This window comes from Peribacillus sp. FSL R5-0717, assembly GCF_038002945.1.
Taxonomy (GTDB): Bacteria; Bacillota; Bacilli; order Bacillales; family DSM-1321; genus Peribacillus; species Peribacillus frigoritolerans.
In genome coordinates this window covers 452,921-476,831 of record NZ_JBBOOF010000001.1, presented here as the reverse complement: position 1 = coordinate 476,831, position 23,911 = coordinate 452,921, and the positions used below count along the sequence as shown (strand labels likewise).

Annotated in this window: 22 protein-coding genes; 18 read left to right on the top strand and 4 right to left on the bottom strand. The window is 41.5% G+C overall.

The features are described from left to right. Positions 1–13 precede the first annotated feature (13 nt). The 15 genes from NYE65_RS02285 (at position 14) to NYE65_RS02215 (ending at position 16,543) form a co-directional block, all read left to right on the top strand. Complete coding sequence (locus NYE65_RS02285; protein ID WP_340859744.1) at positions 14–1,198, top strand: CCA tRNA nucleotidyltransferase; 1,185 nt, start codon at positions 14–16, stop codon at positions 1,196–1,198. After that, positions 1,183–2,163, top strand: coding sequence for a biotin--[acetyl-CoA-carboxylase] ligase (locus tag NYE65_RS02280; RefSeq protein ID WP_264638959.1), 981 nt, complete (start codon positions 1,183–1,185; stop codon positions 2,161–2,163). Before NYE65_RS02285 ends, NYE65_RS02280 begins: the two co-directional genes overlap by 16 nt. A gap of 342 nt (positions 2,164–2,505) precedes the next feature. Continuing rightward, positions 2,506–3,342, top strand: a complete 837-nt coding sequence (gene panB, locus NYE65_RS02275; RefSeq protein ID WP_328176792.1) for a 3-methyl-2-oxobutanoate hydroxymethyltransferase — start codon at positions 2,506–2,508, stop codon at positions 3,340–3,342. Further along, on the top strand, positions 3,339–4,187 hold the full coding sequence (gene panC, locus NYE65_RS02270; protein WP_340859742.1) for a pantoate--beta-alanine ligase: 849 nt from the start codon (positions 3,339–3,341) through the stop codon (positions 4,185–4,187). Before panB ends, panC begins: the two co-directional genes overlap by 4 nt. Before the next feature lie 24 nt (positions 4,188–4,211). Next, complete coding sequence (panD, locus tag NYE65_RS02265) at positions 4,212–4,595, top strand: aspartate 1-decarboxylase (RefSeq protein ID WP_057276303.1); 384 nt, start codon at positions 4,212–4,214, stop codon at positions 4,593–4,595. 160 nt (positions 4,596–4,755) lie between these two features. After that, entirely contained in the window at positions 4,756–7,536 is a 2,781-nt protein-coding gene (gene dinG, locus NYE65_RS02260; protein ID WP_340859740.1) for an ATP-dependent DNA helicase DinG, read from the top strand. 150 nt (positions 7,537–7,686) lie between these two features. Further along, the gene (locus NYE65_RS02255; RefSeq protein WP_065310840.1) at positions 7,687–7,857 is read left to right on the top strand and encodes a YpmA family protein; all 171 of its coding nucleotides are present in this window, start codon (positions 7,687–7,689) and stop codon (positions 7,855–7,857) included. An 18-nt stretch (positions 7,858–7,875) separates the two neighbouring features. Next, positions 7,876–8,352, top strand: a complete 477-nt coding sequence (locus tag NYE65_RS02250) for a cell wall elongation regulator TseB-like domain-containing protein (protein ID WP_034307930.1) — start codon at positions 7,876–7,878, stop codon at positions 8,350–8,352. 19 nt (positions 8,353–8,371) lie between these two features. Beyond that, complete coding sequence (locus NYE65_RS02245) at positions 8,372–9,556, top strand: pyridoxal phosphate-dependent aminotransferase (protein ID WP_340859737.1); 1,185 nt, start codon at positions 8,372–8,374, stop codon at positions 9,554–9,556. Between the two features lie 226 nt (positions 9,557–9,782). Beyond that, positions 9,783–10,460, top strand: coding sequence for a GntR family transcriptional regulator (locus tag NYE65_RS02240; RefSeq protein WP_063575759.1), 678 nt, complete (start codon positions 9,783–9,785; stop codon positions 10,458–10,460). Between the two features lie 109 nt (positions 10,461–10,569). Further along, positions 10,570–11,487 (top strand): 2,4-dihydroxyhept-2-ene-1,7-dioic acid aldolase, encoded by a 918-nt coding sequence (hpaI, locus tag NYE65_RS02235; protein WP_340859735.1) that lies wholly within the window; start codon positions 10,570–10,572, stop codon positions 11,485–11,487. A 77-nt stretch (positions 11,488–11,564) separates the two neighbouring features. Then, complete coding sequence (hpaE, locus tag NYE65_RS02230) at positions 11,565–13,079, top strand: 5-carboxymethyl-2-hydroxymuconate semialdehyde dehydrogenase (RefSeq protein ID WP_340859733.1); 1,515 nt, start codon at positions 11,565–11,567, stop codon at positions 13,077–13,079. 31 nt (positions 13,080–13,110) lie between these two features. Continuing rightward, entirely contained in the window at positions 13,111–14,094 is a 984-nt protein-coding gene (gene hpaD, locus NYE65_RS02225) for a 3,4-dihydroxyphenylacetate 2,3-dioxygenase (protein ID WP_057276309.1), read from the top strand. Between the two features lie 541 nt (positions 14,095–14,635). Continuing rightward, on the top strand, positions 14,636–14,974 hold the full coding sequence (locus tag NYE65_RS02220) for a DUF485 domain-containing protein (RefSeq protein ID WP_063575763.1): 339 nt from the start codon (positions 14,636–14,638) through the stop codon (positions 14,972–14,974). 3 nt (positions 14,975–14,977) lie between these two features. Beyond that, complete coding sequence (locus NYE65_RS02215; RefSeq protein ID WP_268591114.1) at positions 14,978–16,543, top strand: solute symporter family protein; 1,566 nt, start codon at positions 14,978–14,980, stop codon at positions 16,541–16,543. A gap of 162 nt (positions 16,544–16,705) precedes the next feature. Here NYE65_RS02215 and NYE65_RS02210 read toward each other — a convergent pair whose 3' ends face one another. Continuing rightward, positions 16,706–17,593, bottom strand: coding sequence for a LysR family transcriptional regulator (locus NYE65_RS02210; RefSeq protein WP_340859731.1), 888 nt, complete (start codon positions 17,591–17,593; stop codon positions 16,706–16,708). A 164-nt stretch (positions 17,594–17,757) separates the two neighbouring features. Here NYE65_RS02210 and hpaB point away from each other — a divergent pair, with 164 nt between their 5' ends. Beyond that, a complete protein-coding gene (gene hpaB, locus NYE65_RS02205) occupies positions 17,758–19,230 on the top strand; it encodes a 4-hydroxyphenylacetate 3-monooxygenase, oxygenase component (protein WP_340859729.1) in 1,473 nt (490 codons plus the stop codon). A gap of 78 nt (positions 19,231–19,308) precedes the next feature. Here hpaB and NYE65_RS02200 read toward each other — a convergent pair whose 3' ends face one another. Genes NYE65_RS02200 through NYE65_RS02190 form a run of 3 tightly spaced genes read right to left on the bottom strand, consistent with a single transcriptional unit; the run spans position 19,309 to position 21,286 of the window. Next, positions 19,309–19,695, bottom strand: coding sequence for a 5-carboxymethyl-2-hydroxymuconate Delta-isomerase (locus NYE65_RS02200; RefSeq protein WP_340859728.1), 387 nt, complete (start codon positions 19,693–19,695; stop codon positions 19,309–19,311). Positions 19,696–19,712: 17 nt separating this feature from the next. Continuing rightward, positions 19,713–20,501 carry a fumarylacetoacetate hydrolase family protein gene (locus NYE65_RS02195; RefSeq protein ID WP_328176783.1) on the bottom strand — a complete coding sequence of 263 codons (789 nt, stop codon included), beginning with the start codon at positions 20,499–20,501 and terminating at the stop codon, positions 19,713–19,715. Beyond that, positions 20,498–21,286: a fumarylacetoacetate hydrolase family protein gene (locus tag NYE65_RS02190; RefSeq protein ID WP_340859727.1), complete on the bottom strand. Its 789-nt coding sequence runs from the start codon at positions 21,284–21,286 to the stop codon at positions 20,498–20,500. Before NYE65_RS02190 ends, NYE65_RS02195 begins: the two co-directional genes overlap by 4 nt. Positions 21,287–21,802: 516 nt before the next feature. On the opposite strand from NYE65_RS02190, the gene asnS reads away from it, so the two are divergent. Together asnS and NYE65_RS02180 are read left to right on the top strand one after the other, a co-directional pair. Beyond that, positions 21,803–23,095, top strand: a complete 1,293-nt coding sequence (asnS, locus tag NYE65_RS02185) for an asparagine--tRNA ligase (protein ID WP_034307905.1) — start codon at positions 21,803–21,805, stop codon at positions 23,093–23,095. A 114-nt stretch (positions 23,096–23,209) separates the two neighbouring features. Further along, positions 23,210–23,905, top strand: a complete 696-nt coding sequence (locus NYE65_RS02180; RefSeq protein WP_053535560.1) for a DnaD domain-containing protein — start codon at positions 23,210–23,212, stop codon at positions 23,903–23,905. Positions 23,906–23,911 lie beyond the last annotated feature (6 nt).

Sequence of the window (23,911 nt, the reverse complement as noted above, 5' to 3'; positions counted from 1 at the left end):
GGAGGAGACGCTGATGGATCGGTTATTCTTGAAATCAGTACCCATTCTGGAATTGATTGAAGAAGCAGGATATGAGGCTTATTTCGTTGGCGGCTCTGTAAGGGATTATATCCTTGGCAGGACAATAAACGATGTGGACATCGCTACTTCCGCAACACCCCAGGAAATCAAAAGAATTTTTCCTAATACGGCTGATATCGGAATCGACCACGGTACAGTGCTTGTCATTACGGATACGGGTACATACGAAATTACGACGTTTAGAACGGAAAGCGGGTATTCGGACTTTCGCAGGCCCGATGCCGTAAAGTTTGTCCGTTCTTTGACCGAAGATTTGCAAAGAAGAGATTTTACCATGAATGCAATAGCAATGGATAAGACCGGAAAGATCATCGATCCATTTAATGGTAAGCGCGATTTGGCACAAAGAAGGATTATCACAGTTGGTAACCCGCATGAAAGGTTTCATGAAGATGCATTGAGAATGATGCGTGCTTTAAGGTTCGTCAGTCAACTTGATTTTGAACTGGATCAAGAAACCTTTGATTCCCTTAAAGAGAACGCCCAGAACATCAGTGAAATCGCTGTCGAAAGAATCCTGGTTGAATTTGAGAAACTAGCGGCCGGCTCCAATAAGATAAAGGCTTTCTCACTATTGCTGGAAAGCGGATTATATCAATACCTGCCTCTATTCTCAAGTAAAAAAGATCATCTGATGGACTTACTGAACCTGCCGCTTCATCAACTGAATGCGGCAGAAATATGGTCTATCATCATGATTCACACAAAGGATCAAGAAATCGAAGAGGCTTTGAGGGCATGGAAGCTGCCATTGAAAACGATAAGAAACGTTCAACGTACGATAAAGCTGGTGAAGAGTAAGGAACCATCAGCCATCGATGTATTTCAGGCAGGTCATGGCATAACGGTACAAGCTGCTAAAGTCAGAGCTGCACTGAATGCCGGGAATGTATCGGATGCTGAAGAGAATGCACACCAACGCTACAATGGACTTATTATAAAACAAATGTCGGATCTTGCCGTCACGGGGACGGATCTATTGATTTGGCATCAAGAAAAGCCAGGTCCATGGGTCAAGGAATACTTGGAAAAAATATTGAAAGCTGTCTTGAATGAAGAATTAAGAAATGATAAAGAAGAAATTAAGAGGTGGCTGGTGAAATGCAATCTGAGTTAAGAACAAAGCTGATGGAAGCCCTCTCAAAAGCGGATGGTGCGTTTATATCCGGTCAGGAAATTGCTGAATACATTGGCTGTTCGCGCACAGCGGTCTGGAAGCATATAGAAGATCTGCGCAGTGAAGGATATAATGTCGAAGCTGTTAGGAAAAAAGGCTACCGGATCATATCGGCGCCGGAAAAAGTGTCCGAGAGCGAAATACAACTTGGCTTGGAAACAAAAACGATCGGCAAGTTGATCCATTATCAGGAAACTGTTGAATCCACTCAAAAAATTGCGCATCAACTAGCAAATGAAGGAGTTCAGGAAGGAACCCTCGTCGTTGCCGAGGAGCAGTTATCCGGCAAAGGAAGGCTAATGAGATCTTGGCATTCCCCAAAATTCAGCGGGATATGGATGAGTCTAATCCTAAGACCGAAAATTCCGATTCATGAGGCGCCGCAACTTACATTATTGGCCGCGGTCGCTGTAGCTCAGGCTATAGAGGATACCACTGATTTGAAGCCGCAGATAAAGTGGCCGAATGATATTTTGGTGAATCGCAAGAAAGTGGTGGGCATCCTGACGGAGATGCAGGCGGAGTCAGATAGAATCCATTCTGTCATTATCGGAATTGGAATGAATATCAATCAGCAATTGGAGGATTTTCCTGAAGAACTGCAGGAAAAAGCGTCCTCCCTACTCATAGAAAGTGGAGGGACGATTTCAAGGTCCAAGGTCATTCAACGAGCATTATTTCGTCTTGAAAATCTGTACGAACTCTATTTAGATCAAGGGTTCATGCCTATAAAGGATTTATGGGAGAGTTATGCGATCAGTCTTGGACAGGTAATCAAAGCCAGTACCGTTAATGACATGATTGTCGGAAAAGCATTGGGCATAACGGATTCAGGCGTTTTACTTCTCGAAGACGGAAAAGGTACCGTACATTCGATATATTCTGCTGATATTGAAATTCAGTAGATTTTTGTCAAATTCGTGAAAATTAAATAGAAAATTTCAATTTTGCTTGATATAATGCAAGTGGGCAGTATCTCATGTGAACTGCACCCCCATAAATACCAAATTATTTGAAAATCTGCCTTGATCCAGAGAACTGGACTGGGACGGAGGGATGAAACTTCTGATGAAATAAAGGGATTGACTAAAAAGCTAAGTGCTGTTTATTGATCGAATTGTGGCTTTTCATGCCATTTTTCGTAGCGAAACAGATACTTTTTTAGTCAGTCCTTTTTTTGCGCATGAATGTATAGACACCAGTTTTCGCTGATGTTTTCATCTCCTCCATTAAAAGGAGGAAACGTAATGAAATTGTCCGGAGATTTTTTGAAGATGAAACAAAATCAAGAGAAGATTGTCATGCTCACGGCTTATGATTACCCTTCAGCAAAGTTAGCCGAACAATCAGGTGTAGACATGATTTTAGTCGGTGATTCTTTAGGAATGGTCGTATTGGGGTATGACTCAACGATTCCAGTTACGGTGAATGACATGATTCATCATACAAAGGCAGTAAAACGCGGGGCACCAAATACATTTGTCGTGACGGATATGCCCTTTATGAGCTATCACCTATCTATGGATGAAACACTGAAGAATGCAGCCCGGATCATGCAGGAAGGTCATGCGGACGCCGTGAAGCTCGAGGGAGCGGATGATGTTGTTGAAAAAATATCAGCATTGACAAAGGCAGGCATCCCGGTTGTAGCCCATCTTGGCTTGACTCCTCAATCCGTCGGTGTTCTGGGCGGATATAAAGTGCAAGGAAAAGATGCAGAAAGTGCAGCACAACTCTTGGAAGATGCGAGAAAGTGTGAAGCGGCAGGGGCGATGCTAGTAGTTTTTGAATGTGTTCCATATCAAGTGGGGGAACTCGTCACACGGAACCTCGAAATTCCAACCATTGGAATTGGAGCAGGTGCAGAAACGGATGGTCAAGTCCTCGTTTACCATGATGTCATCAAGTATGGGGTAGACCGGCTAGCGAAATTCGTAAAAGTTTATGGAGATGCAAATGATTTGATTGGCCAATCGATTACAAGCTTTGTGAATGAAGTGAAATCTAAAGATTTTCCGTCGGAAGAACATACATTCACGATGAAGGAAGAGCAGCTTTCTGAACTTTACGGAGGAAAAAGATGAAAACTTTTACATCAGCAGCTGATTTGCAATTGGCACTTAGAGAGGAAAAAAACAATCACAAAAGCATTGGCTATGTAGCGACAATGGGGTTTTTGCATGAGGGGCATGCAACCCTTTTGGAAATGGCCCGCAAAGAAAATGATATTGTGGTATTGAGTATTTTTGTAAATCCGATGCAGTTTGGACCGAATGAGGATTTTGAAACATATCCGCGGGATTTGGAACGGGATGAAAATGTCGCAGCCAATGGCGGAGTGGATTATCTCTTTTATCCAACAGTCCATGAAATGTACGGTGAAGAACCATCTGTGAAAGTTGTTGTCCAAAGCAGGACGGATGTTTTATGCGGGAGACAAAGGCCTGGACACTTTGATGGTGTAGCGACAGTCTTAACGAAATTCTTCAATATCATCCTTCCCGATAGAGCTTACTTTGGTAAGAAGGATGCCCAGCAAGTCGCCGTGATAGATGGACTGATCAAAGACTTCAATTTCCCTATCCAGCTTGTTGCTGTAGATACCGTACGCGAGGAAGATGGGTTAGCGAAGAGTTCGCGAAATGTGAACCTATCAGATCAAGAACGCATGGAGGCTAAAGAGCTGTACCAAAGTTTATTGAAGGCCAAAAAGGCGGTTGAATCAGGTGAAAGAAATGCAGCTACCGTCACGGCTCTAATTAGTGAACATATTACTGCCCAAACAAGTGGCGTGATTGACTATATTGAAGTCTATCAATACCCGGAACTTAAACCACTTGAATCACTGGCAGGAAACATCATCATTGCAATGGCTGTAAAGTTCAAGCATGCAAGACTAATTGATAATATCACCTTATATATAGAATAAATCATAAGATCAGGGGGAATTGAGATGTTTCGAACGATGATGAATGGAAAAATCCACCGTGCACGGGTAACTGAAGCTAATTTGAATTATGTAGGCAGCATTACGATTGATGAAGATATAATAGATGCGGTGGGGATTTTGCCTAATGAGAAAGTCGCCATCGTGAATAATAATAATGGTGCAAGGCTTGAAACGTATGTGATTGCGGGTGAACGGGGTAGCGGTGTCGTGTGTTTGAATGGAGCGGCAGCTAGACTGGTGCAGCCGGATGATATCGTGATAATCATTTCTTATGTGATGGTTTCTGAGGATAAACTGGGAGATCACAAACCAAAAGTTGCGATCATGGATGAATACAATAAAATCATTGATTTAATTTCAAACGAACCTGCAGCTACAATCATGTAAGCGGAGGGCCGGCACATGTGCATGAAACATGCATATAGGTGCCGGCCCTTTTCGTCTTTTGATGAACGGCTTGTTTCCTTTATTACGATTATTATGGTATAAAAAAGATAAGAGAATTCCATCAGGAAGTGGAGAAAGCGAAGTTTGAGGTGTACAATTCATGATGCAACGATATGTAGTGGTCGATTTGGAAACAACAGGGAATTCTCCAAAAAAAGGAGATAGGATTATTCAATTTGCTGGAGTGGTCATTGAAAATGACCAAATCGTGGATGAATACTCGACATTCATCCACCCTGGACAGGAAATTTCCTTGTTTATTGAAGAATTGACCGGAATAAGCAACGAGACGGTAAAAAATGCACCTGACTTTGAAGATGTTGCAGAAAATATTGCCCGGCTTATAGAAGGGGCTTGTTTTGTTGCCCATAATGTATTATTTGATTTATCTTTTTTACAGGAAGAACTAGTGCGATGCGGGTTTGAGCCGTTTTATGGTTCCACCCTTGATACAGTGGAGTTAGCGAAAATATTAAAACCAACATCCGATGGATATAAGCTGCACCAGCTGGCTAAAGAAGAAAACCTAGATCATTCCAGGCCACATCAAGCGGATAGTGATGCATATGCCACCGCTTTATTATTGTTGGAATTGAAAAAAAAGCTGATGAATCTTCCAGTCATGACACTTAAACAGTTGTATCGATTATCTTATTCCTTACAAAGTGAGGTTTCCGAATTAATAGATGCTTGCATTGCAAGCAAACTTGCTAAAGCAGAAGTCCATTCACCTGATCTAATTACTTATAGGGGCCTTGCCTTTAAAAAGGCTGAACATGAAGGTGATCATAAAGACACGGGGTCTGAATTCCCGCTCGACAATGAGGTAAAAGTAGCCATGCTCCAAAGTGCATTCCCTGCATTCGAAGCAAGAAGCGGACAACTTGATATGATGAACCTGATTCACAATTCTTTCGAAACCAGCCAGGATGCAATCATTGAAGCTGGAACCGGTATTGGTAAATCGATAGGTTATCTGCTTCCGGCCGTTTATTTTGCAAAAAAACATCAAAAACCTGTCGTCGTTTCGACGTATACGCTTCAGTTGCAGGACCAACTACTTCAAAACGAGGTTCCTAAGCTTAAGAAAATCCTTCCTTTTACCTTTCAAGCTGTTTTACTGAAGGGGAGAAGCAATTATTTGAGCTTGGCAAAGTTCGAAAGGGCTTTGCGTGAAAAGGAAGATAATTATGAAACGGCCTTAACGAAAATGCAGATATTGGTTTGGCTTACTGAGACCGTAACAGGTGATAAAGATGAATTGAACCTTACAAGCGGCGGTCAGCTATTTTGGAATAGGCTTCAAAGTGATGGTCTTACATACGCCGGTTTAAAACAGCCCTGGCTTGAATTGGATTTTTTTGAACGGGCAAAAAAAACTGCTGCAAAGGCGGATATCATCATTACTAACCATTCATTTTTAATGACGGATCTTCTTACGGAAGACGCCTTGATTCCCAAAAAAGGGTATTTGGTTCTCGATGAAGCACACCATTTGGAACAGGCTGCATCCAAACAGCTTGGGAGCAGGCTTAATTACATTTCGGTGAAGACGATTTTGAACAGACTAGGGACATCGGATCAAAAGCAATTATTATATAAATTGGACAGGATGCTTTTGAATAACGGACTGACGGACGGGAGATCTTCACATGAATTGGATCAAAAGCTTAGTGATTTTTCGTATGAATTCGAACAGCTTTTTTATTACCTTTCCAATCAGGCGGAAAAACTTTCACGTTCTTTAAGTCCAAAACGGCTTTCATTCAAAATAGATGACGGAAGATGGGGAAAAGCGATTCTTGTCGCTGAGCGGTTGGTGGATTTATTAGGATACATCATCACGGAGTTAGAGAAAAGATTGGCCCTTTTATTGAATAATGAATCCCCATTAGGGAAAAATTCATTATTTCACTTGAATGATATCGAGGTGCTGCTTGGACATTTACAGGATACCAGGGACTCCTTGCATGAGTTTTTCATCAAGCCGCATGAAGAAAATATTTATTGGCTTGATTATACGAATGCAGCACCTCAGCATGGGGTGACTTTGACGGTTCAGCCGATTGCAGGCAGTAAACGGCTATGGGATTCCTATTTCGGGCGCCAAAAAAGTGTGGTCATGACATCGGCAACCCTTGTGGTGAAGGATTCTTTTAAGTATTTTAAGGAACAACTCGGATTAGAGAATGAACCTATGCAGACAGCAAGTTTTCCATCACCCTTTCCCTATAAGAAACTCGTAAAGGTACTGGTTCCAAATGATCTACCAGATATCAATTGTTTATCGGTGGAGGAATTCTCCGAAACCGCGGCTAACCATATTATTGCTGCCGCTCAGGCAGCGAAAGGGAGAATGATGGTATTATTCACCTCGCATGAAATGCTGCGCGCAACCTATCATTCGGTCAAAGATTGTGGTGTTCTGGATGAGTTCACCCTGTTTGCACAAGGGATTTCTGGCGGCAGCCGGATGAGGCTGCTCAGGAATTTCCAAAACTTCGAGAAAGCGGTCCTGTTTGGGACAACAAGCCTATGGGAGGGCGTCGATATCCCTGGCGAGGATTTATCTTGTTTAATCATTGTCAGGCTGCCTTTTTCGCCACCGGATGAACCAGTGACAGCTGCAAAATGCCAACTTCTCGAGAAGCAGGGGCGCAATCCATTCTCTGAGTATTCATTACCCGAAGCCCTATTAAGGTTCCGACAAGGTTTCGGCAGGCTTATACGCACTCCAGAAGATAAAGGGATTTTGGTAATACTTGATCGCCGCATCATCACGGCTAAATATGGAACTGAATTTCAAAAGGCCATTCCGAAAGTGGACTGGCACCAAGGCACTATTTCAGAAATGGCTGAAATGATAGAAGAGTGGATTTAAAGGGTCTTGATAATTCATTAATCCAGGAATTTTTATAATTTTTAAAGAAAAATAACCACTGAACTGGTATAATGTGATAGGTGGTAAAGCCTTCAAATCCTATTCATACCAGTGGTTGTTGACAATTTATTAAAATGGAGGGGCATTTTCATGGAAAGTAAAATCGAAGTAATTTCAACAGTCAGGTTACAACATTCTCCTGATCTGTATAAAATTGTGGATTCCTTGAACCGAACATTGAAAAAAGATGATTTGATGTTCGGTCTGGCATTGGATTCCCAAGATCAAGAAAAAGCGATATTTACAATTTATCGTACATAGAAAGAAGGAAAAGCAGCTTTGAAAAAATGGTTGATTATTGCTTCTATCCTAGTCCTTTGTTTTATCGGATTTGTCAGCGGGGCATATATTAAAGCGTTGCAGCCTAAAAAAGAGGCTGGTAATGAGGCTTTTAAAAAGGCAAAGGAAGAGGGCGGCCTTGTTACCATGGAAGAATTCTACCTTTATAATGGGCAGGATTCATACTCTGTCATCATTGGTAAGGGGGAAAAAGGGACTAAAAAAATAGTCTGGCTTCCTGAGGACAAGAAGAAAGAAATAGTAGTGGAAAACTATAAAGATGGTAAATCAAAAAAAGAAATCATGAACATTGTCAAAGAAAAGCTTAATCCCCAAAAAATCATTTCGGTTAAGCTAGGCATGGAAAAGAACGTCCCGCTTTGGGAAGTAACGTATCTTGATGAATCCGAGCGCTTTAATTATGACTATTATGATTTTAAAACTGGGGAATGGCTAAAGTATTATCGAAGCATTTAGAATGGAGGATTAATTTAAAATGAAATTAGCGAACCGTGTTCAGTCATTAACGCCATCAACAACATTGGCCATTACGGCAAAAGCAAAGGAACTTAAGGCCCAAGGTTTAGATATAATTGGTTTGGGTGCAGGTGAACCAGACTATAATACGCCCAAACATATCATAGATGCAGCACTTCTTTCCATGAATGAAGGTCAAACTAAATACACGCCATCCGCTGGTCTGCCGAAGTTAAAAGAAGCAATTGCGGCTAAATTGAAGCGTGATCAGGGCTTGGATTACAAACCGTCTGAAATTGCAGTTGGATCAGGTGCAAAGCACTCGCTGTACACATTGTTTCAAGCTATCCTGGATGAAGAAGATGAAGTCATTGTTCCGATACCATATTGGGTGAGCTATCCTGAGCAAATCAAGCTTGCTGACGGTAAGCCGGTTTATATAGTTTGTACGGAAGAAAATCAATATAAAATCACGAAAGAACAATTAGAACAAGCAATTACCGATAAAACGAAAGCGGTTATCATCAACTCTCCAAGCAATCCAACGGGCATGCTTTATTCCAGGGAAGAATTGGCGGCTATCGGGGAAGTTTGCCTGGCTCATGATATCTTGATCGTTTCCGACGAAATTTACGAAAAATTGGTTTATGGAAATGCTAAACATACATCCATTGCAGAGATTTCACCTGAATTGAAAAAGCAAACGATCATCATCAATGGTGTTTCTAAATCTCACTCGATGACTGGCTGGAGAATAGGTTATGCAGCCGGTGATGAGTCCATCATTAAAGCAATGGCGAACCTTGCTAGCCATAGCACATCCAACCCAACCACAACCGCTCAATATGGTGCGATTGCGGCTTATGAAGGTACACAGGAGCCTGTTGAGGAAATGCGTCAAGCATTTGAAAGCCGTTTGAATAAAATCTATGATAAATTGGTTGAAATTCCAGGCGTAAGCTGCATTAAACCACAAGGGGCATTTTATTTATTCCCGAACGTTAAACGTGCAGTTGAATTAACAGGGTATAGCAATGTCGAAGATTTTACGACTGCGTTGCTTGAAGAAGCTCAAGTGGCTGTTATTCCAGGTTCAGGGTTCGGTGCACCTGATAACATCAGACTCTCTTATGCAACTTCACTGGAGCTGCTGGAAGCAGCCGTTGAAAGAATACATTCATTCGTTAATTCAAAAATGGCCTAATTTATAAAAAACCTGCAGACTGAGTCTGCAGGTTTTTTATAGTTGGATTATATTTCGATACGTGAAGAAGGCGGGACATTGCGTGGGCTGCCGGATTTTCTAGATACATTCTGTCTATTCATAGGCACAGGTCATTCATATATGCAAAACAAGCATGTGAAAAATCATATATGATTTTTAATGAAAATCGATTGCAATCATATATGATTTCATATATGATGAAAATATGGAAGATAAAAGCAAAAACCCTAGCAAAAAGCAACTAGCTTATGAGCACCTTCGTAAATTAATTTTGGATGGAACATATGGTTCTGGACAGCGGATCATTATCGATCAAACGGCAAAAGAACTTAGTTTAAGTCCGATTCCTGTCAGGGAAGCGATCAGGCAATTGGAATCTGACGGCCTTATTCAATATAAGCCTTATAGTGGAGCGGTGGTTACAAGCATAAATGAGAGCGAATACATTGAAACTCTTTCTGTTTTATCTCTGCTTGAAGGATATGCAGCTGCACTCAGTTCTTTAACCATGAATGATCATGATTTTGAAAATCTAATTAATTTAAACAATGAAATGGAAAAAGCCCTCCATAACTTTGAATTAGAGCTGTTTGGTAAATTAAACGAATGTTTCCATGCGGAAATTTATGAAAAGTGCGGAAATTCCTTTTTAATAGAGGAAATTAAACAGGCACAACAAAGAATGAATAGAGTCAGAAAGTCCATGTTCACCATGGTGCCGCAACGCGCAGTCCAATCGATTCGCGAACATGAAAGCATCATAAAGCTCCTAAAGGAAAAAGCATCTTTTGAAGAAATTGAATCATTGGTGAGAAAGCATAAACTGAATGCGATAAGCACTTTCAAGCAGAGGGCGGAAACTAATCAAGATCAGGCACTTTGATGACCCAGGCTTTGTTTTATTATAGTCGATTGATTATTGATAAAAGCAAAGCCGATTTTTTCACTTGAATTATTCGGAATATTCAAATAATAAAAAGGTGGTAGAAAAAATGTACGAGGAAATCAAAAGTCGTTTAAGAGGATCCATCGCACCCGTTATCACTCCCTTTGATGACAAGATGGAAGTTGATGTAAAGGCAATTGAAAATCTAGTAAACTGGCATATTGAAAGCGGTTCCCATGGAATTTCGTTATGCGGGACTACAGGCGAGCCGAGTTCACTTACTATTGAGGAACGGGAATTAGTGATGGAAACGGCAATTAAAGCAGCAAAAGCCCGTGTTCCAGTTGCACCAGGTACCGGATCTGCCAATCAGAAAGAAACGTTGCATTTGACAAAAAGGGCACAGGAAATGGGCGCGGATGCTGCTTTAGTCATCGTACCTTATTACAATAAACCGAATCAACAGGCACTTTATAATCATTTTAAAACCGTAGCCAATGCAGTTGATATCCCGCTGATCGTTTATAACATCCCCGGAAGAACGGCGACGAATTTAGAAGTGAAGACATTGGCACGTCTTGCTGAAGATTGTGAAAATATTATTGGTGTAAAAGAATCTAATAAAGATTTCGAACATGTGAACCGTGTCTTATTGAATTGCGGAAGGGATTTTCTCTTATATTCTGGCATTGAATTATTATGCTATCCAATGTTGGCTATTGGAGGGGCAGGACATATAAGTGCTACTGCCAATATCACTCCTAAAGAAGTGGCGGACATTTATAACCTTTGGGTGGAGGGTGATGTAGATAAGGCGCTTGACCTCCATTACAAATTAATGCCATTGAATGATGTTTTGTTTAAAGAAACCAATCCAGGACCATTAAAAGCTGCGATGGGGATGATGGGGAAAATCAATCCGGCATTAAGGCCGCCTATGGGACCGCCTTCGGAACCATTGGAAAAAGAACTGCGTGAAACCCTTCAATCATACGGGTTGATTGACCAAAAAATCCAGTCATAAAGCTAGATTGGGAAGATTGCACAAATCCAAACGATTTTTGTCATCTTCCCGAATTAATTTTTAAAGGAGGATTTATCATGCAAACTTTTCCCGTGCAGGATGTGAAGCATTACGTCAATGGTCAATTTGTGGATGGTATCTCAGGAAAAACATTTGAAAATCTAAGCCCTTTTAATAATCAAGCAATCAATAATGTGGCAGAAGGCTTTAAAGAGGATATTGATCAAGCGGTCGCCGCCGCAAGAGCTGCATTCGATAATGGCCCATGGAGAACGATGAAAGTGGAAGAAAGATTGAAGTACATGAATAGGATTGCTGATCTAATTGAAGAAAATGCCGAAGAAATCTCCTTTTTGGAATCACTGGATACAGGGTTGCCGATTAGCCAGACAAAAAAACAAGCGGCAAGGGGAGCGGAGAATTTTCGTTTTTATTCTGAAATGGTGAAAAGCAGGCTGATAGGAGAGTCATATCAAGTGGATGACACTTTCATCAATTATACGATTCATAAACCGATAGGAGTGGCAGGATTAATCACTCCTTGGAATGCACCTTTCATGTTAGAAACCTGGAAGATCGCCCCGGCCCTGGCTACAGGTAATACATGTGTCCTTAAACCAGCGGAGTGGTCTCCATTGACTGCCAATAAATTAGCTCAAATCATTGATCAATCCGGTCTGCCAAAAGGCGTATTCAATATTGTTCACGGTTTTGGGGAGACAGCGGGGGCGTCCTTGGTTGCCCATCCTGAAGTCCAATTGATATCCTTTACCGGAGAAACGACAACCGGCGCTGAAATCATTAAAAATGGTGCAGATACAATGAAACGTTTTTCCATGGAACTCGGCGGTAAATCACCAGCAGTCATTTTTGAAGATGCCGATTTAGAAAAGGCCCTGGATTCAGTGGTATGGGGAATCTATTCGTTCAATGGGGAGCGCTGCACAGCCAATTCCAGATTATTTGTCCATGAATCGATAATAGACCAGTTCGTGGCAGAATTGAAGGAACGTGTTCATAATATCAAGATTGGAAACCCAATGGATCCAGACACGGAAATCGGACCGCTGATCCATCGTAACCATTTTAATAATGTCTCCCGATATCTGGATATAGCAAAAGATGAAGGGGCGGAAATTGTAAGCGGTGCCATACCAAGTGCATTCAAGGAAGGGAATTATATTGCCCCGACGCTTCTTTTGAACTGTACAAATGATATGACGGTGGCACAAGAAGAGATTTTTGGACCTGTCATGGCAGTCATTCCTTTCAAGACTGAAGAGGAAGCACTGAGAATGGCTAATGATGTAAAGTATGGGCTAGCTGCTTATGTATGGACCAATGATATGAAACGTGGACATAGGTTTGCTCAAGCTGTCGATAGTGGGATGGTCTGGGTGAATTCCCAAAACGTTAGGGATTTGCGGATTCCTTTTGGAGGGTCGAAATATAGTGGGGTAGGACGTGAAGGCGGCCATTATAGCTTTGAATTCTATACGGAAACACAAGTTATCCACGTGGCAATTGGAGAACATCACATTCCGAAATTTGGCGACGTAAAACAAAATGCCGTTTCTTCTGCTGAAAACTAATCCGGGTTTCATTAAAGAAGGGGAGAATACTATGAATTTTTCTATTATTCGTGTTGCGAGAACGATACTTAATGTAACAGATTTAGATAAATCAAGAGCCTTTTATGTGGATGCTTTAGGTTTTATTGAAACGGAAAGAACGAATGACCACATATATTTACGTGGTTTAGAGGAAGCGCATCATCATTCGCTTATCTTGCAAAAGGCAGAAAAGCCAAGCGTTGAGGCAATAGGATACAAGGTTGAAAAAGAGGAAGACCTTGAAGGGTTGGAATCTTTCTTTCTGTCCAAGGGAATGAAAATGAAGTGGATGCAGGAAGGAACACAGCATGCACTAGGCAAGTCACTGCGAGTTCAGGATATTTCAGGATTGCCAGTAGAGTTTTTTTACAAAATGGATAAAGCCGAGAGATTGCTGCAACGATATGATATGCATAGGGGTTCGAGGGTCCAAAGAATCGATCATGTGAATTGTTGTGTACCAAATGTGCAAAAAGCCTCTGACTTTTATATGAAAGAATTAGGTTTTGCCTGCTCGGAAGATACTGTGGATGAGTCGGGCAAATTATGGGCAACGTGGCTACATAGAAAGCAAACGGTCCATGACCAGGCATTCATGAACGGTATCGGTCCAAGACTTCATCATGTAGGCTTCTTTCTGCCTGACCCGCTTGCACTTATCCATGCCTGTGATGTACTGGCATCTCTTGGATATGCAAAGTCAATCGAACGCGGCCCAGGGAGGCATGGCCTATCCAATGCATTCTTCCTATATTTAAGAGATCCGGATGGTCACAGGATCGAATTATACAATGGGGATTACTTAACATCTGACCCGGATACCGAACCGATTCATTGGGATTTGAATGATCCAAGACGGCAGACATTCTGGGGAGCCCAAGCTCCGGATTCATGGTTTGATGAGGCATCTTCTGTACTTGATATAATATCAGGAGAAGAAGTTCCTCTTAAAGAACCGATCCTGGCAAAAAGTAAGCCTGAATTCATCATCTAAAAAGAAGCGGGATTTAGGATGAAAGATGGGAAATTCAGCAAAAATACATGGACTCTCATAGTCTTTTCAAAAGGGCGCCTGTGCAAATGGTGAAAAGTTGATGGAAGACTGCTGGATAAGGAATAGCCCATCAAATACTGGACGGATCCTTTCAAGGGAGTTGGCACTTACATTTCAATGATTCTCTTCCCTTGAAAGGAAAGGAGGTTCATATCAAATGGAAAAGTGAATGTATCAAGAAGTCGAAACAGATGAAGGATAGGCAGCCAAGACTAATGTGAAAGTGCAAACCTTTTAAAAGATATGGTCTTGGACAGGGCAGCAGTGGGAGCTTACTGCTGCCCTATTTGTAAGTTTCATCGGTTTCACAAAAGGAGTATGGAAAGCTTAGGGAATGGGCTTCAGACCCTCTTTGGGCAGATGAGGTTGTAGGTATTCTGGGATGGAGGGGGATCTGTGCCATTGAAGAATGCGGCTGACATTGGAGGAATACTACCAGGACCGTCCTTGTAAAAATAAATATCAGAAGAGGTGTGTAGAGATGGTTCGGCTGGAAAAAAACCTTGATGAATCGGAACAAACCAATCTAGTGGATTATGAAAAGATTGTTGCCTCCAAAGAGTTTCAGAATATGCTTTCCGACAAAAAGAAGTTCGTCATCCCTTTTACGATTTTCTTTATGGGATATTCCTTGCTTTTGCCCTTCTTAGTTTTTTACACAGATATCCTGGATCACCCTTTCATCGGGGACATAACCTGGGCGTGGGCGTACGGTGTCTCCATTACGGTTATGTCTGTATGGGTTTGCAGCATATATGTAAGGAAATCTGAAAGAATCGATGAACAAATAAAAGAAATCATCGAGAAAGAAGGGCTTTGAAACATGAATTGGACAGTTATCATTCTCTTTGCGCTAATGTCGATAGGTACGCTTTTCATCACGTATTTCGCTTCAAAAAAAACTAAAACGGCAGGCTCCTTTTATACGGCTGGGGGCGGGTTGACCGCTAGGCAAAATGGACTTGCATTGGCCGGGGATTTTATGTCGGCTTCCACGTTTTTAGGGTTGATAGGGGCATTTTCCTTAACGGGATATGATGGATTTTTCCTGATGTATGGAGCACTTGTTTCATTTCTTGTCGTGTTATTCCTAGTGGCTGAGCCATTAAGGAACTTAGGGAAATACACATTGGCTGATATGGTGACTACAAGGTTTAAATATAAACAGGTCCGGGGAGTGACCGCATTTAATACCCTGGTGATATCAGTCATGTACATGCTGGGGCAACTTGTTGCTGCAGGCGCTTTATTTAAATTGCTTTTAGACATCCCGTATAATATTTCTGTCATCATCGTAGGTATTGTAATGCTGGTATTTGTTCTATTCGGGGGGATGACGGCGACGAGCTGGGTGCAGATCATTAAAGCCATCCTGCTGATAGGCGGAGTGTTTATATTATTCATGATCGTCATGTGGAAGTTGAATTTTAGTTTCATCGGAATTTTCACGGATATGAAAACTGCGACACCCATGGGTGCAGATTACCTGAAGGCAGGAATTAAGTATGCCAGTGGGTGGGATGCAGCATCCTTGTCACTGGGTCTGATTCTGGGAACGGCAGGTCTGCCTCACATTTTAATACGTTTTTTGACTGTCCCGAATGCACGAGTGGCAAGAAAGTCGGTTGTTTGGGTGATGTGGATTATGGGTGCATTTCATATCATGGTCATTTTTCTCGGATTCGGTGCTGCTAAGTTGGTCGGAACATCGAATATCATGGCCGCTAATCCAGCAGGTAACATGGCTGCACCTTTATTGGCCCAGCTTGTGGGCGGGGACATCTTATTCGCATTTATTGCGGCCGTTTCTTTCGCAACGATACTCGCAGTAGTTGCAGGAATCGTTTTAACAGGTGCTACGGCATTTTCACATGATTTTTATAATGAAATATTAAAAGATGGAAAAGCGACGGAAAAACAGCAAATGACGATGGCTAGATGGGCTTCTATTGGTGTGACTGCACTTGCGATTGTTTTATCATTAGGTCTGCAGGAATTCAATGTAGCGTTTCTGGCATCTATCGCCTTTACATTGGCCGCCAGTTCGAATTTGCCAGTAATCCTTCTTACGATCTATTGGAAAAAATTCAATAAAACTGGAGCGATAGTCGGTATGATGACAGGTCTTTTTGGAACACTTTTGCTCGTGGCCCTCAGTCCAAATGTCTGGAACCCGGTCCCCGGAGCATCCATAATGACAGGTGAACCGATTTTCCCTTTGAATTCACCAGGAATCGTTTCCATTCCGCTTGGATTCATCGCCTGCTATTTAGGTGCCTTGATCGGCAATCGCAGGACCGGTCCGAAAACGGTTGCAAAAGACAATTATAATGAAATCCTGGTAAAGTCCAATACCGGTCATGATGTTAAGGGGGTTTTGCGACATTAAATGATGTAAAGGCATGCCTATAAATAAAGCACAGGTCAACGCAATTGTGAATGGATTTGAAAAAGCGGCCATCAAATGATAGGTTGCTTTTTTCTTTTCAAGGATAAAGAAATTCGAACAAATACAAAAGATTACTAGAAAGAGGTACAGGTGCACTAATATTCAGGGATAACTGGGCATTCCTTCAGAAAATGTTTCTAGGAATTTGACGGCTCCTTTGGAAATATAGCGTTCTTCGAGCCAAATAAGGGCGGCTTCCGATTGTACTACACAATCTATCAATTCGACTATTTTTATCCCCTGGGTTGAAAACGATTTGGACGTGGTACGTGGCATGATGGTAGCGCCTACTCCTTCCTTCACTAAAGATAAGATCATGGCAGCATCAGGACATTCACATACAATCGTAGGGTCAAATCCATGTCTTAGACATTCATCCACTATAAGTTCGTAAGTACCTTGACCGCTAACCCTATGCAGCAATAAGAGGGGATATTCCTTAATTTGTTTGAATTCGATCGAGTCTGGGATATCCCAATCTTTTGGGGTGACAAGCACAAAATCTTCCGGCGGAAGGTTAATCGATGAGAATTGCTTACCGTTAATAGGAAGCCTTACAATGGCCAACTCGATTTCCCTGTTTATTAAGCCTTCTGTCAAACGGAACGTATCACCTTCCATTAACTTGAAACGAATGTCAGGGTATTTAACCCTAAAGGTTCTCATCCTTTGCGGAATGTAAGAAAAGCAAGTTTTTACTGACCCTATGGAAAGAGTACCCTTTACCCCTTTACTGACTTCCTTCACTTCCAGTAGTGATTCTTCGAACTGGATTAATAGAGCTTCAGCTTTTTTATAAAGGACCTTACCAGTTTCAGTGAGTTCAAGTTTCTTTCCATTCCGATCGAAAAGTTTTTCACCGATTTCCATTTCCATTAATTTAAGTTGCTGGCTAAGGGGCGGTTGAGCCATATGTAATTTTTTTGCGGCTTTGGTTACTTGTTCTTCCTGAACGATCGTCACAAAATACTTTAACTGCCGGATGTCCATTATATACACCTCATACATATGATTTACATATACATATTGAATTTTTTAAGTATTATATATATATCATAACACATGGTATATTTTGTTATAGGAATTAATTCAATTTTTGGAATTTATTTAATTGTAAGCGCTTCATTAAATTAATACTAAAGGGGGATGTAAGCATGCCGGCTAAAACAGGTAAAGAATATATCGATAGGGTAGACAAAGCAAAGGCGAATGTATGGATCAATGGAGAGCAAGTAAAAAATAAGATCAGTCAACACCCAGCTTTTAAAGGGGTCATGAAATCACAGGCCGAATTATATGATTTGCAGCATGATTCCGCGAAAACTGACATCATGACTTATATTTCACCAACTTCAAACGAAAGAGTAGGGACCTCATTCATGCAGCCGCGGACTAAGGAAGACCTTGAAAAAAGGAGGAAAATGATTCAAGAATGGGCAAGGCATAATAATGGAATGATGGGACGTTCCCCTGACTATATCAACAGTGGGATGATGGCGTACGGTACAGCAGCTGATATGTTCGGCACTCAGGATTCGGCATTTGCTAAAAATATGAAAGATTATTATGAGCTCTGCAGGGAAAAGGATTTGTCGTTGACACATACCCTGATTCAACCCCAGGTTAATAGGGGAGTTAGTGCCGCAAAGCTTCCGGACCCTTACATCGCTGCACGGATTGCTGGCAAGAATTCAGAAGGGCTTATTATAAAGGGAGCTAGATTATTAGCTACACAAGGGGGAATAACGGATGAAATCATGGTATTCCCTTCAACATTGCTTAAACAATCGGAAGAAGAAAACCCTTATGCATTCGCATTCTCCATACCAAATAATACACCAGGGTTGAAATTCATCTGTCGTGAATCATTCGACTATGGCAAATCACATTTTGACCATCCTCTTGGTTCAAGATTTGAGGAAATGGATACGATTATCGCTTTTGATGATGTAGTCGTTCCTTGGAATCGGGTATTTGCATATGGGGATGTCGGCATTTGCAACCAGGCTTATAATGAAAGCAATGCGGTTGTTCATATGACCCATCAGGTGGTAGCGAAGAATATCGCCAAAACCGAGTTCATTCTGGGGATTCTGCAACTAATGGTGGAAACCATCAATATCGGGCAATACCAGCATGTTCAGGAAAAAATCTCGGAAGTCATCATAGCGCTTGAAACGGTAAAGGCTTTCATAACAGCTTCGGAGGCAAACGCGAAAGTGGATAAGTGGGGAATGATGACACCCGATTTCACACCGTTAAACATAGCCCGTAATTATTATCCGAAGATTTACCCTAGATTCAGTGAAATAATGCAGCTTCTTGGGGCTAGTGGCTTAATGGCGATACCAAATGAAGCCGATTTCGATTCGGAGCTTCGACCGGATTTGGATAAATATCTTCAAGCTGCGAATGGTGGGGCCTATGACAGGGTTAAATTGTATCGTCTCGCATGGGATGTATGCATGAGTTCATTTGGATCCAGGCAAACGCTGTACGAAAGATTCTTTTTTGGGGATCCGGTCCGTATGGCTAGCGCTTTATATAACGGCTATGATAAACAGGAATATGTGGACCGTGTCAAGGAGTTCTTGAACCGTACTGAAAACCTTGCAGAAATCAACTGAGCCCGGTAGCATTGGCAAAACATATTAATTTAAAGGCCTTCCCGATGATTTGGAAGGCCTTTAAATATGAAGTATTGTTCATTTATTATATCGATTATGGATATTATTCTTTTTATATGTGCCAAAATCACTGAATTCCGTAAGTTCCATGGAGAGGGCAAGATATCTTTTTGAAAAGAGGGATGCCAAATGGGACTCCATCGTTTCGAAAAGGTGGTCACATACTTTTGTTTTATCACTGTCCTGGCGTCCAGCGCCAATTTTTAGTATGGCATGAACAAAAGCATCATCCTCTGTACCATTGGCAACACGATAATGCTTCAATTCAATGGCCCGGGATCGAATCCCGCCAATGGGAAAGATGGAGGGATAGGATATCAGTACATCATTCACCTTTCTTAATAAGCCGTCAATCTGGATTTCATCTTTGATATTATCCGTATATTCAATAATTATATGAGGCATATGATCAGTCCCTTCCATTATTTGTGGATATTCAGATGAGGCCGATCCCCGATTTCAGTAAATACATCGTCCCCGACTATTGTGCTAACGAGTTTTCCGATACCTTCAATTTCAGTGATGATTTCATCGCCTACAGCAGTATCCGCCAAGCCTTCAGGTGTGCCTGTCAATATGATATCGTTTGGACTCAATGTCATGAAGCTGCTGAAATATTCAATTAAATCAGCAATGCCGAAAATCATGTCTTTCGTGTTGCCTTGCTGAGTCAATTTTCGGTTGACGTAAGTTTTGATGGCAAGATTCGAAGGATCTGGAATATCTTCGGCATCGACGAGCCAGGGACCAATGGGGGTGCAGGTATCGCGATTTTTGACCTTTAAATTTGGCCGGTAGTAGTTCTCCAGATAATCCCGTATTGCATAATCATTTGCAATCGTATATCCACTTACATAATTAAAGGCTTCTTCCTTTTTTATGTTCCTCGCCTTTTTACCGATGACCACTGCCAGTTCACATTCATAATGCATATAAGCTGCATCAGCAGGCCGCCTTGTCTGTCCCCGGTGGCCGATGAATGTATTGGGACCTTTTAAGAATGCAAGGGGTTCTTCCGGGGCTTTAAAAGCTAGCTCCTTCGCATGGTCTGCATAATTCAAGCCAAGCGCGAAGACAGTTCGTGGTTCCACAGGGGGAAGCCAGACAACGTCCTGCTCATTGACAAGCCGGCCATCCGCCAATTGGAGCTGGCCATGATATTCACTTGCTGGATGTATGGCACCTGCATAGGCTACACGTGCTCTCTTCATAAAATCCCCTCCAGTGATAATTTTTCCTCGGAAATGATCGTATTTTCCAAATAACCGATTTCGTCTATTTCTATCCTGACTTGATCATTGGCTTTGGCCAGCGGTGCATTCTCAGGAACTCCAACTAGAAGGACGTCACCCGTATTCAAGGTCATGAAGTCCGTTACATCCTCAATAAGCCGGGGGATGGAGCGAATTAGATTTGAAGTTGAATTTTCTTGCCTTAGCTCTCCATTAATATATACACGAAGTCCTAAAGAATCGGGGTTGGAGATGGATTCCTTGGATACGACCCATGGACCGATCGGGCAAAATCCATCACGGGCTTTATGGCGGATAGCAGGACGGAAAACGCTTTCATGAGGAATGCTAATATCATTGGCGATCGTAAAACCTTCTATATAATCCGAGGCATGTTCTTTCTTGACTCTTGTCGCCGTTTTACTGATCACTATTCCAAGTGCGGCTCCGATTTCCAATTCAGGTATGCCGGTTGGAAGGGGAACTGGATTTGAATAAGAAGAAAACGTGTTTCTAGGTTTAATATAAAGGATCGGCCCTTTAGGAGGTTCATTATAAGGCGGATGGTCGATCTTTCCCTTCATTGCTTCCAATGATCCTTTATAGTTTAATAATGTTCCATATACCGTTCCGGAAATAGGGTTATCCAACTTGATTCGTGATACCTCATACTTAACACCGTTCATTAATATATAGCGGTTCGACAGTATTTCCACTTCTTCTGAGTAATCTGACTTTTGGAGTTTAACTCTTGCTTTTGCCATGGCACTCACCCCTTGATTTTTTAATTAATCATATATGATATCGTATATGATTTTTTGTTTAAGTTCAACATATTTAGATTATTCAGTATAATTAGACAAAAAATGTTAGAAAAAAGCTGGGTTTCAACAGAAAAATGCCTGGAACATTTAGTTAGTATGAAGCAAGGAGTTCAAATTGAAAGATTATGAATGGGGGATATTCCTGATATTCCGATGATGAATGGTAAAGAGTATTTGATTACCATTGGTTGATTGGATTCAATCCTTTGTTCAATATTAGAAATGTCGGCCTATACATATACCGAGATGATTTTACTGTAATAAGAGCATGGGCATTAGTGAAAAGTAATTTATTATGCAACAATCTGGCGAATACGCGACAAAAACATAATAAGAATGATATAAAAGGCATGGAACCTCCGCTTCAATTGATTTATTTGCTTGTAAGCAGGGCTATGGGTATAATAAGTAGAGTAAATTCATTAGTAAGTTAAGTTATTTTTGGAGGTAAATTCCGTGAAAATTACAATAAAAGATGCTAGCAAATTCGTCGATCAAGAAGTAACCATTGGAGGCTGGCTTGCCAGCAAACGTTCCAGTGGGAAAATTGCTTTCCTTCAAATACGTGATGGCTCTGGTTTTATTCAAGGGGTGGTCGTGAAAGCTGAAGTGGGAGAAGAGATTTTCGCTCGTGCGAAATCGGTTTCGCAAGAGTCATCCTTGTATGTAACTGGTGTCATTCAAAAGGATGAACGCTCGCCGTTCGGTTTTGAATTACAGGTGAAAGATATTGAAATCATTCATGAATCATTGGATTATCCCATTACACCTAAAGCGCATGGTCCTGAATTTTTAATGGATAACCGCCATTTGTGGCTGCGTTCAAAACGGCAGCATGCAGTCATGAAAATCCGGAACGAAATAATCCGTGCTACATATGAATTCTTTAATGAAGAAGGCTTCGTTAAAGTGGATCCCCCAATTTTAACGGGAAGCGCACCAGAGGGAACGAGTGAATTGTTCGCGACTAAATACTTTGATGAGGATGCATACCTTTCACAAAGTGGTCAACTCTATATGGAAGCGGCAGCCATGGCACTTGGGAAGGTATTTTCCTTTGGCCCAACCTTCAGGGCAGAAAAATCCAAAACAAGACGACACTTAATCGAGTTCTGGATGATTGAACCAGAAATGGCTTTCATCGAATTTAAAGAAAACCTGGAGGTACAGGAGAAATTCGTTTCTTCCATCATCCAATCCGTATTGAAAAACTGTGAGCTTGAGTTGAATACACTGGGCCGTGATACATCGAAGCTTGAACAAATCCAAGCTCCTTTCCCGCGCATTACATATGATGAAGCCATTAAGTTCCTTCATGAACAAGGATTTGATGATATTCAATGGGGGGATGATTTTGGAGCTCCGCATGAAACTGCGATAGCGGAAAGTTATGATAAGCCCGTTTTCATAACTCATTACCCAACCAAAATCAAACCTTTCTATATGCAGCCAGATCCTGACAGGGAAGAAGTCGTTCTTTGTGCCGATTTGATCGCTCCGGAAGGATATGGAGAAATAATTGGCGGTTCAGAACGGATTCATGATCAGGGATTGCTTGAACAGAGAATCAATGAGCATGGCTTGAGCGAAGATGCTTACAAATGGTATATGGAATTAAGAAAATATGGCTCTGTGCCGCATTCAGGCTTCGGTTTGGGATTGGAACGCACCGTAGCATGGATCAGTGGAGTCGAGCATGTCCGTGAAACCATCCCGTTCCCACGTCTATTAAATCGATTATATCCTTGATTACGTTATGAAGCGGTTATCTTGCCTATTGGCAGATAACCGTTTTTTGTTAAAATTATAAACTTATTCGATGAGCCGTATTCATGTTATACTAAACCAGAGGTGTCCAAAAACATGAATAAAGAACATTTATATGCGTGGTTTAAGGAAGGAACGATAACGATTCCATCCTTTTTGTTGACTAACTATAGTGCAATGGGACTGAATGAACAAGAAATGGTCCTATTATTACAATTGCAAAGCTTCATCGATAAAGGTAATCATTTCCCTGCACCCTCCCAACTTTCTGACCGAATGACATTGCAGGAAACGGAATGTCTATTCATGATCCAGCGTTTGGTCCAAAGGGGATTTGTTGAAATGGTGGTTGAGGGGAGCCAAGAAATCGGACAGGAAAAATATTCGTTGTCTCCACTGTATGAAAAAATGATGGACTGTTTCTTGAAAACTTTGAAACAGGCAGAGTCTGCAGAAATTCAAAAAGCGGGGGAGAGCCTTTATACGATTTTTGAACAGGAGTTCGGCCGCCCTTTATCTCCCTTTGAATGTGAGACATTGGCAATGTGGATGGAGGATGACCATCAACCCGAAATCATTAAGTCAGCTCTGAGGGAGTCTGTCATTTCCGGAAAATTGAATTTCCGATACATTGATCGAATTTTATTCGAGTGGAAAAAGAATGGAATTAAAACCTTAGAACAGGCAAGGGAGCAAGGACAAAAATTTAGAGTTCATCAAAAGAGGGACCGAAAGACGGAAACTGCACAACCATTGAAAGATGTGCCATTCTATAACTGGCTCGAGCAGTAATGTAAA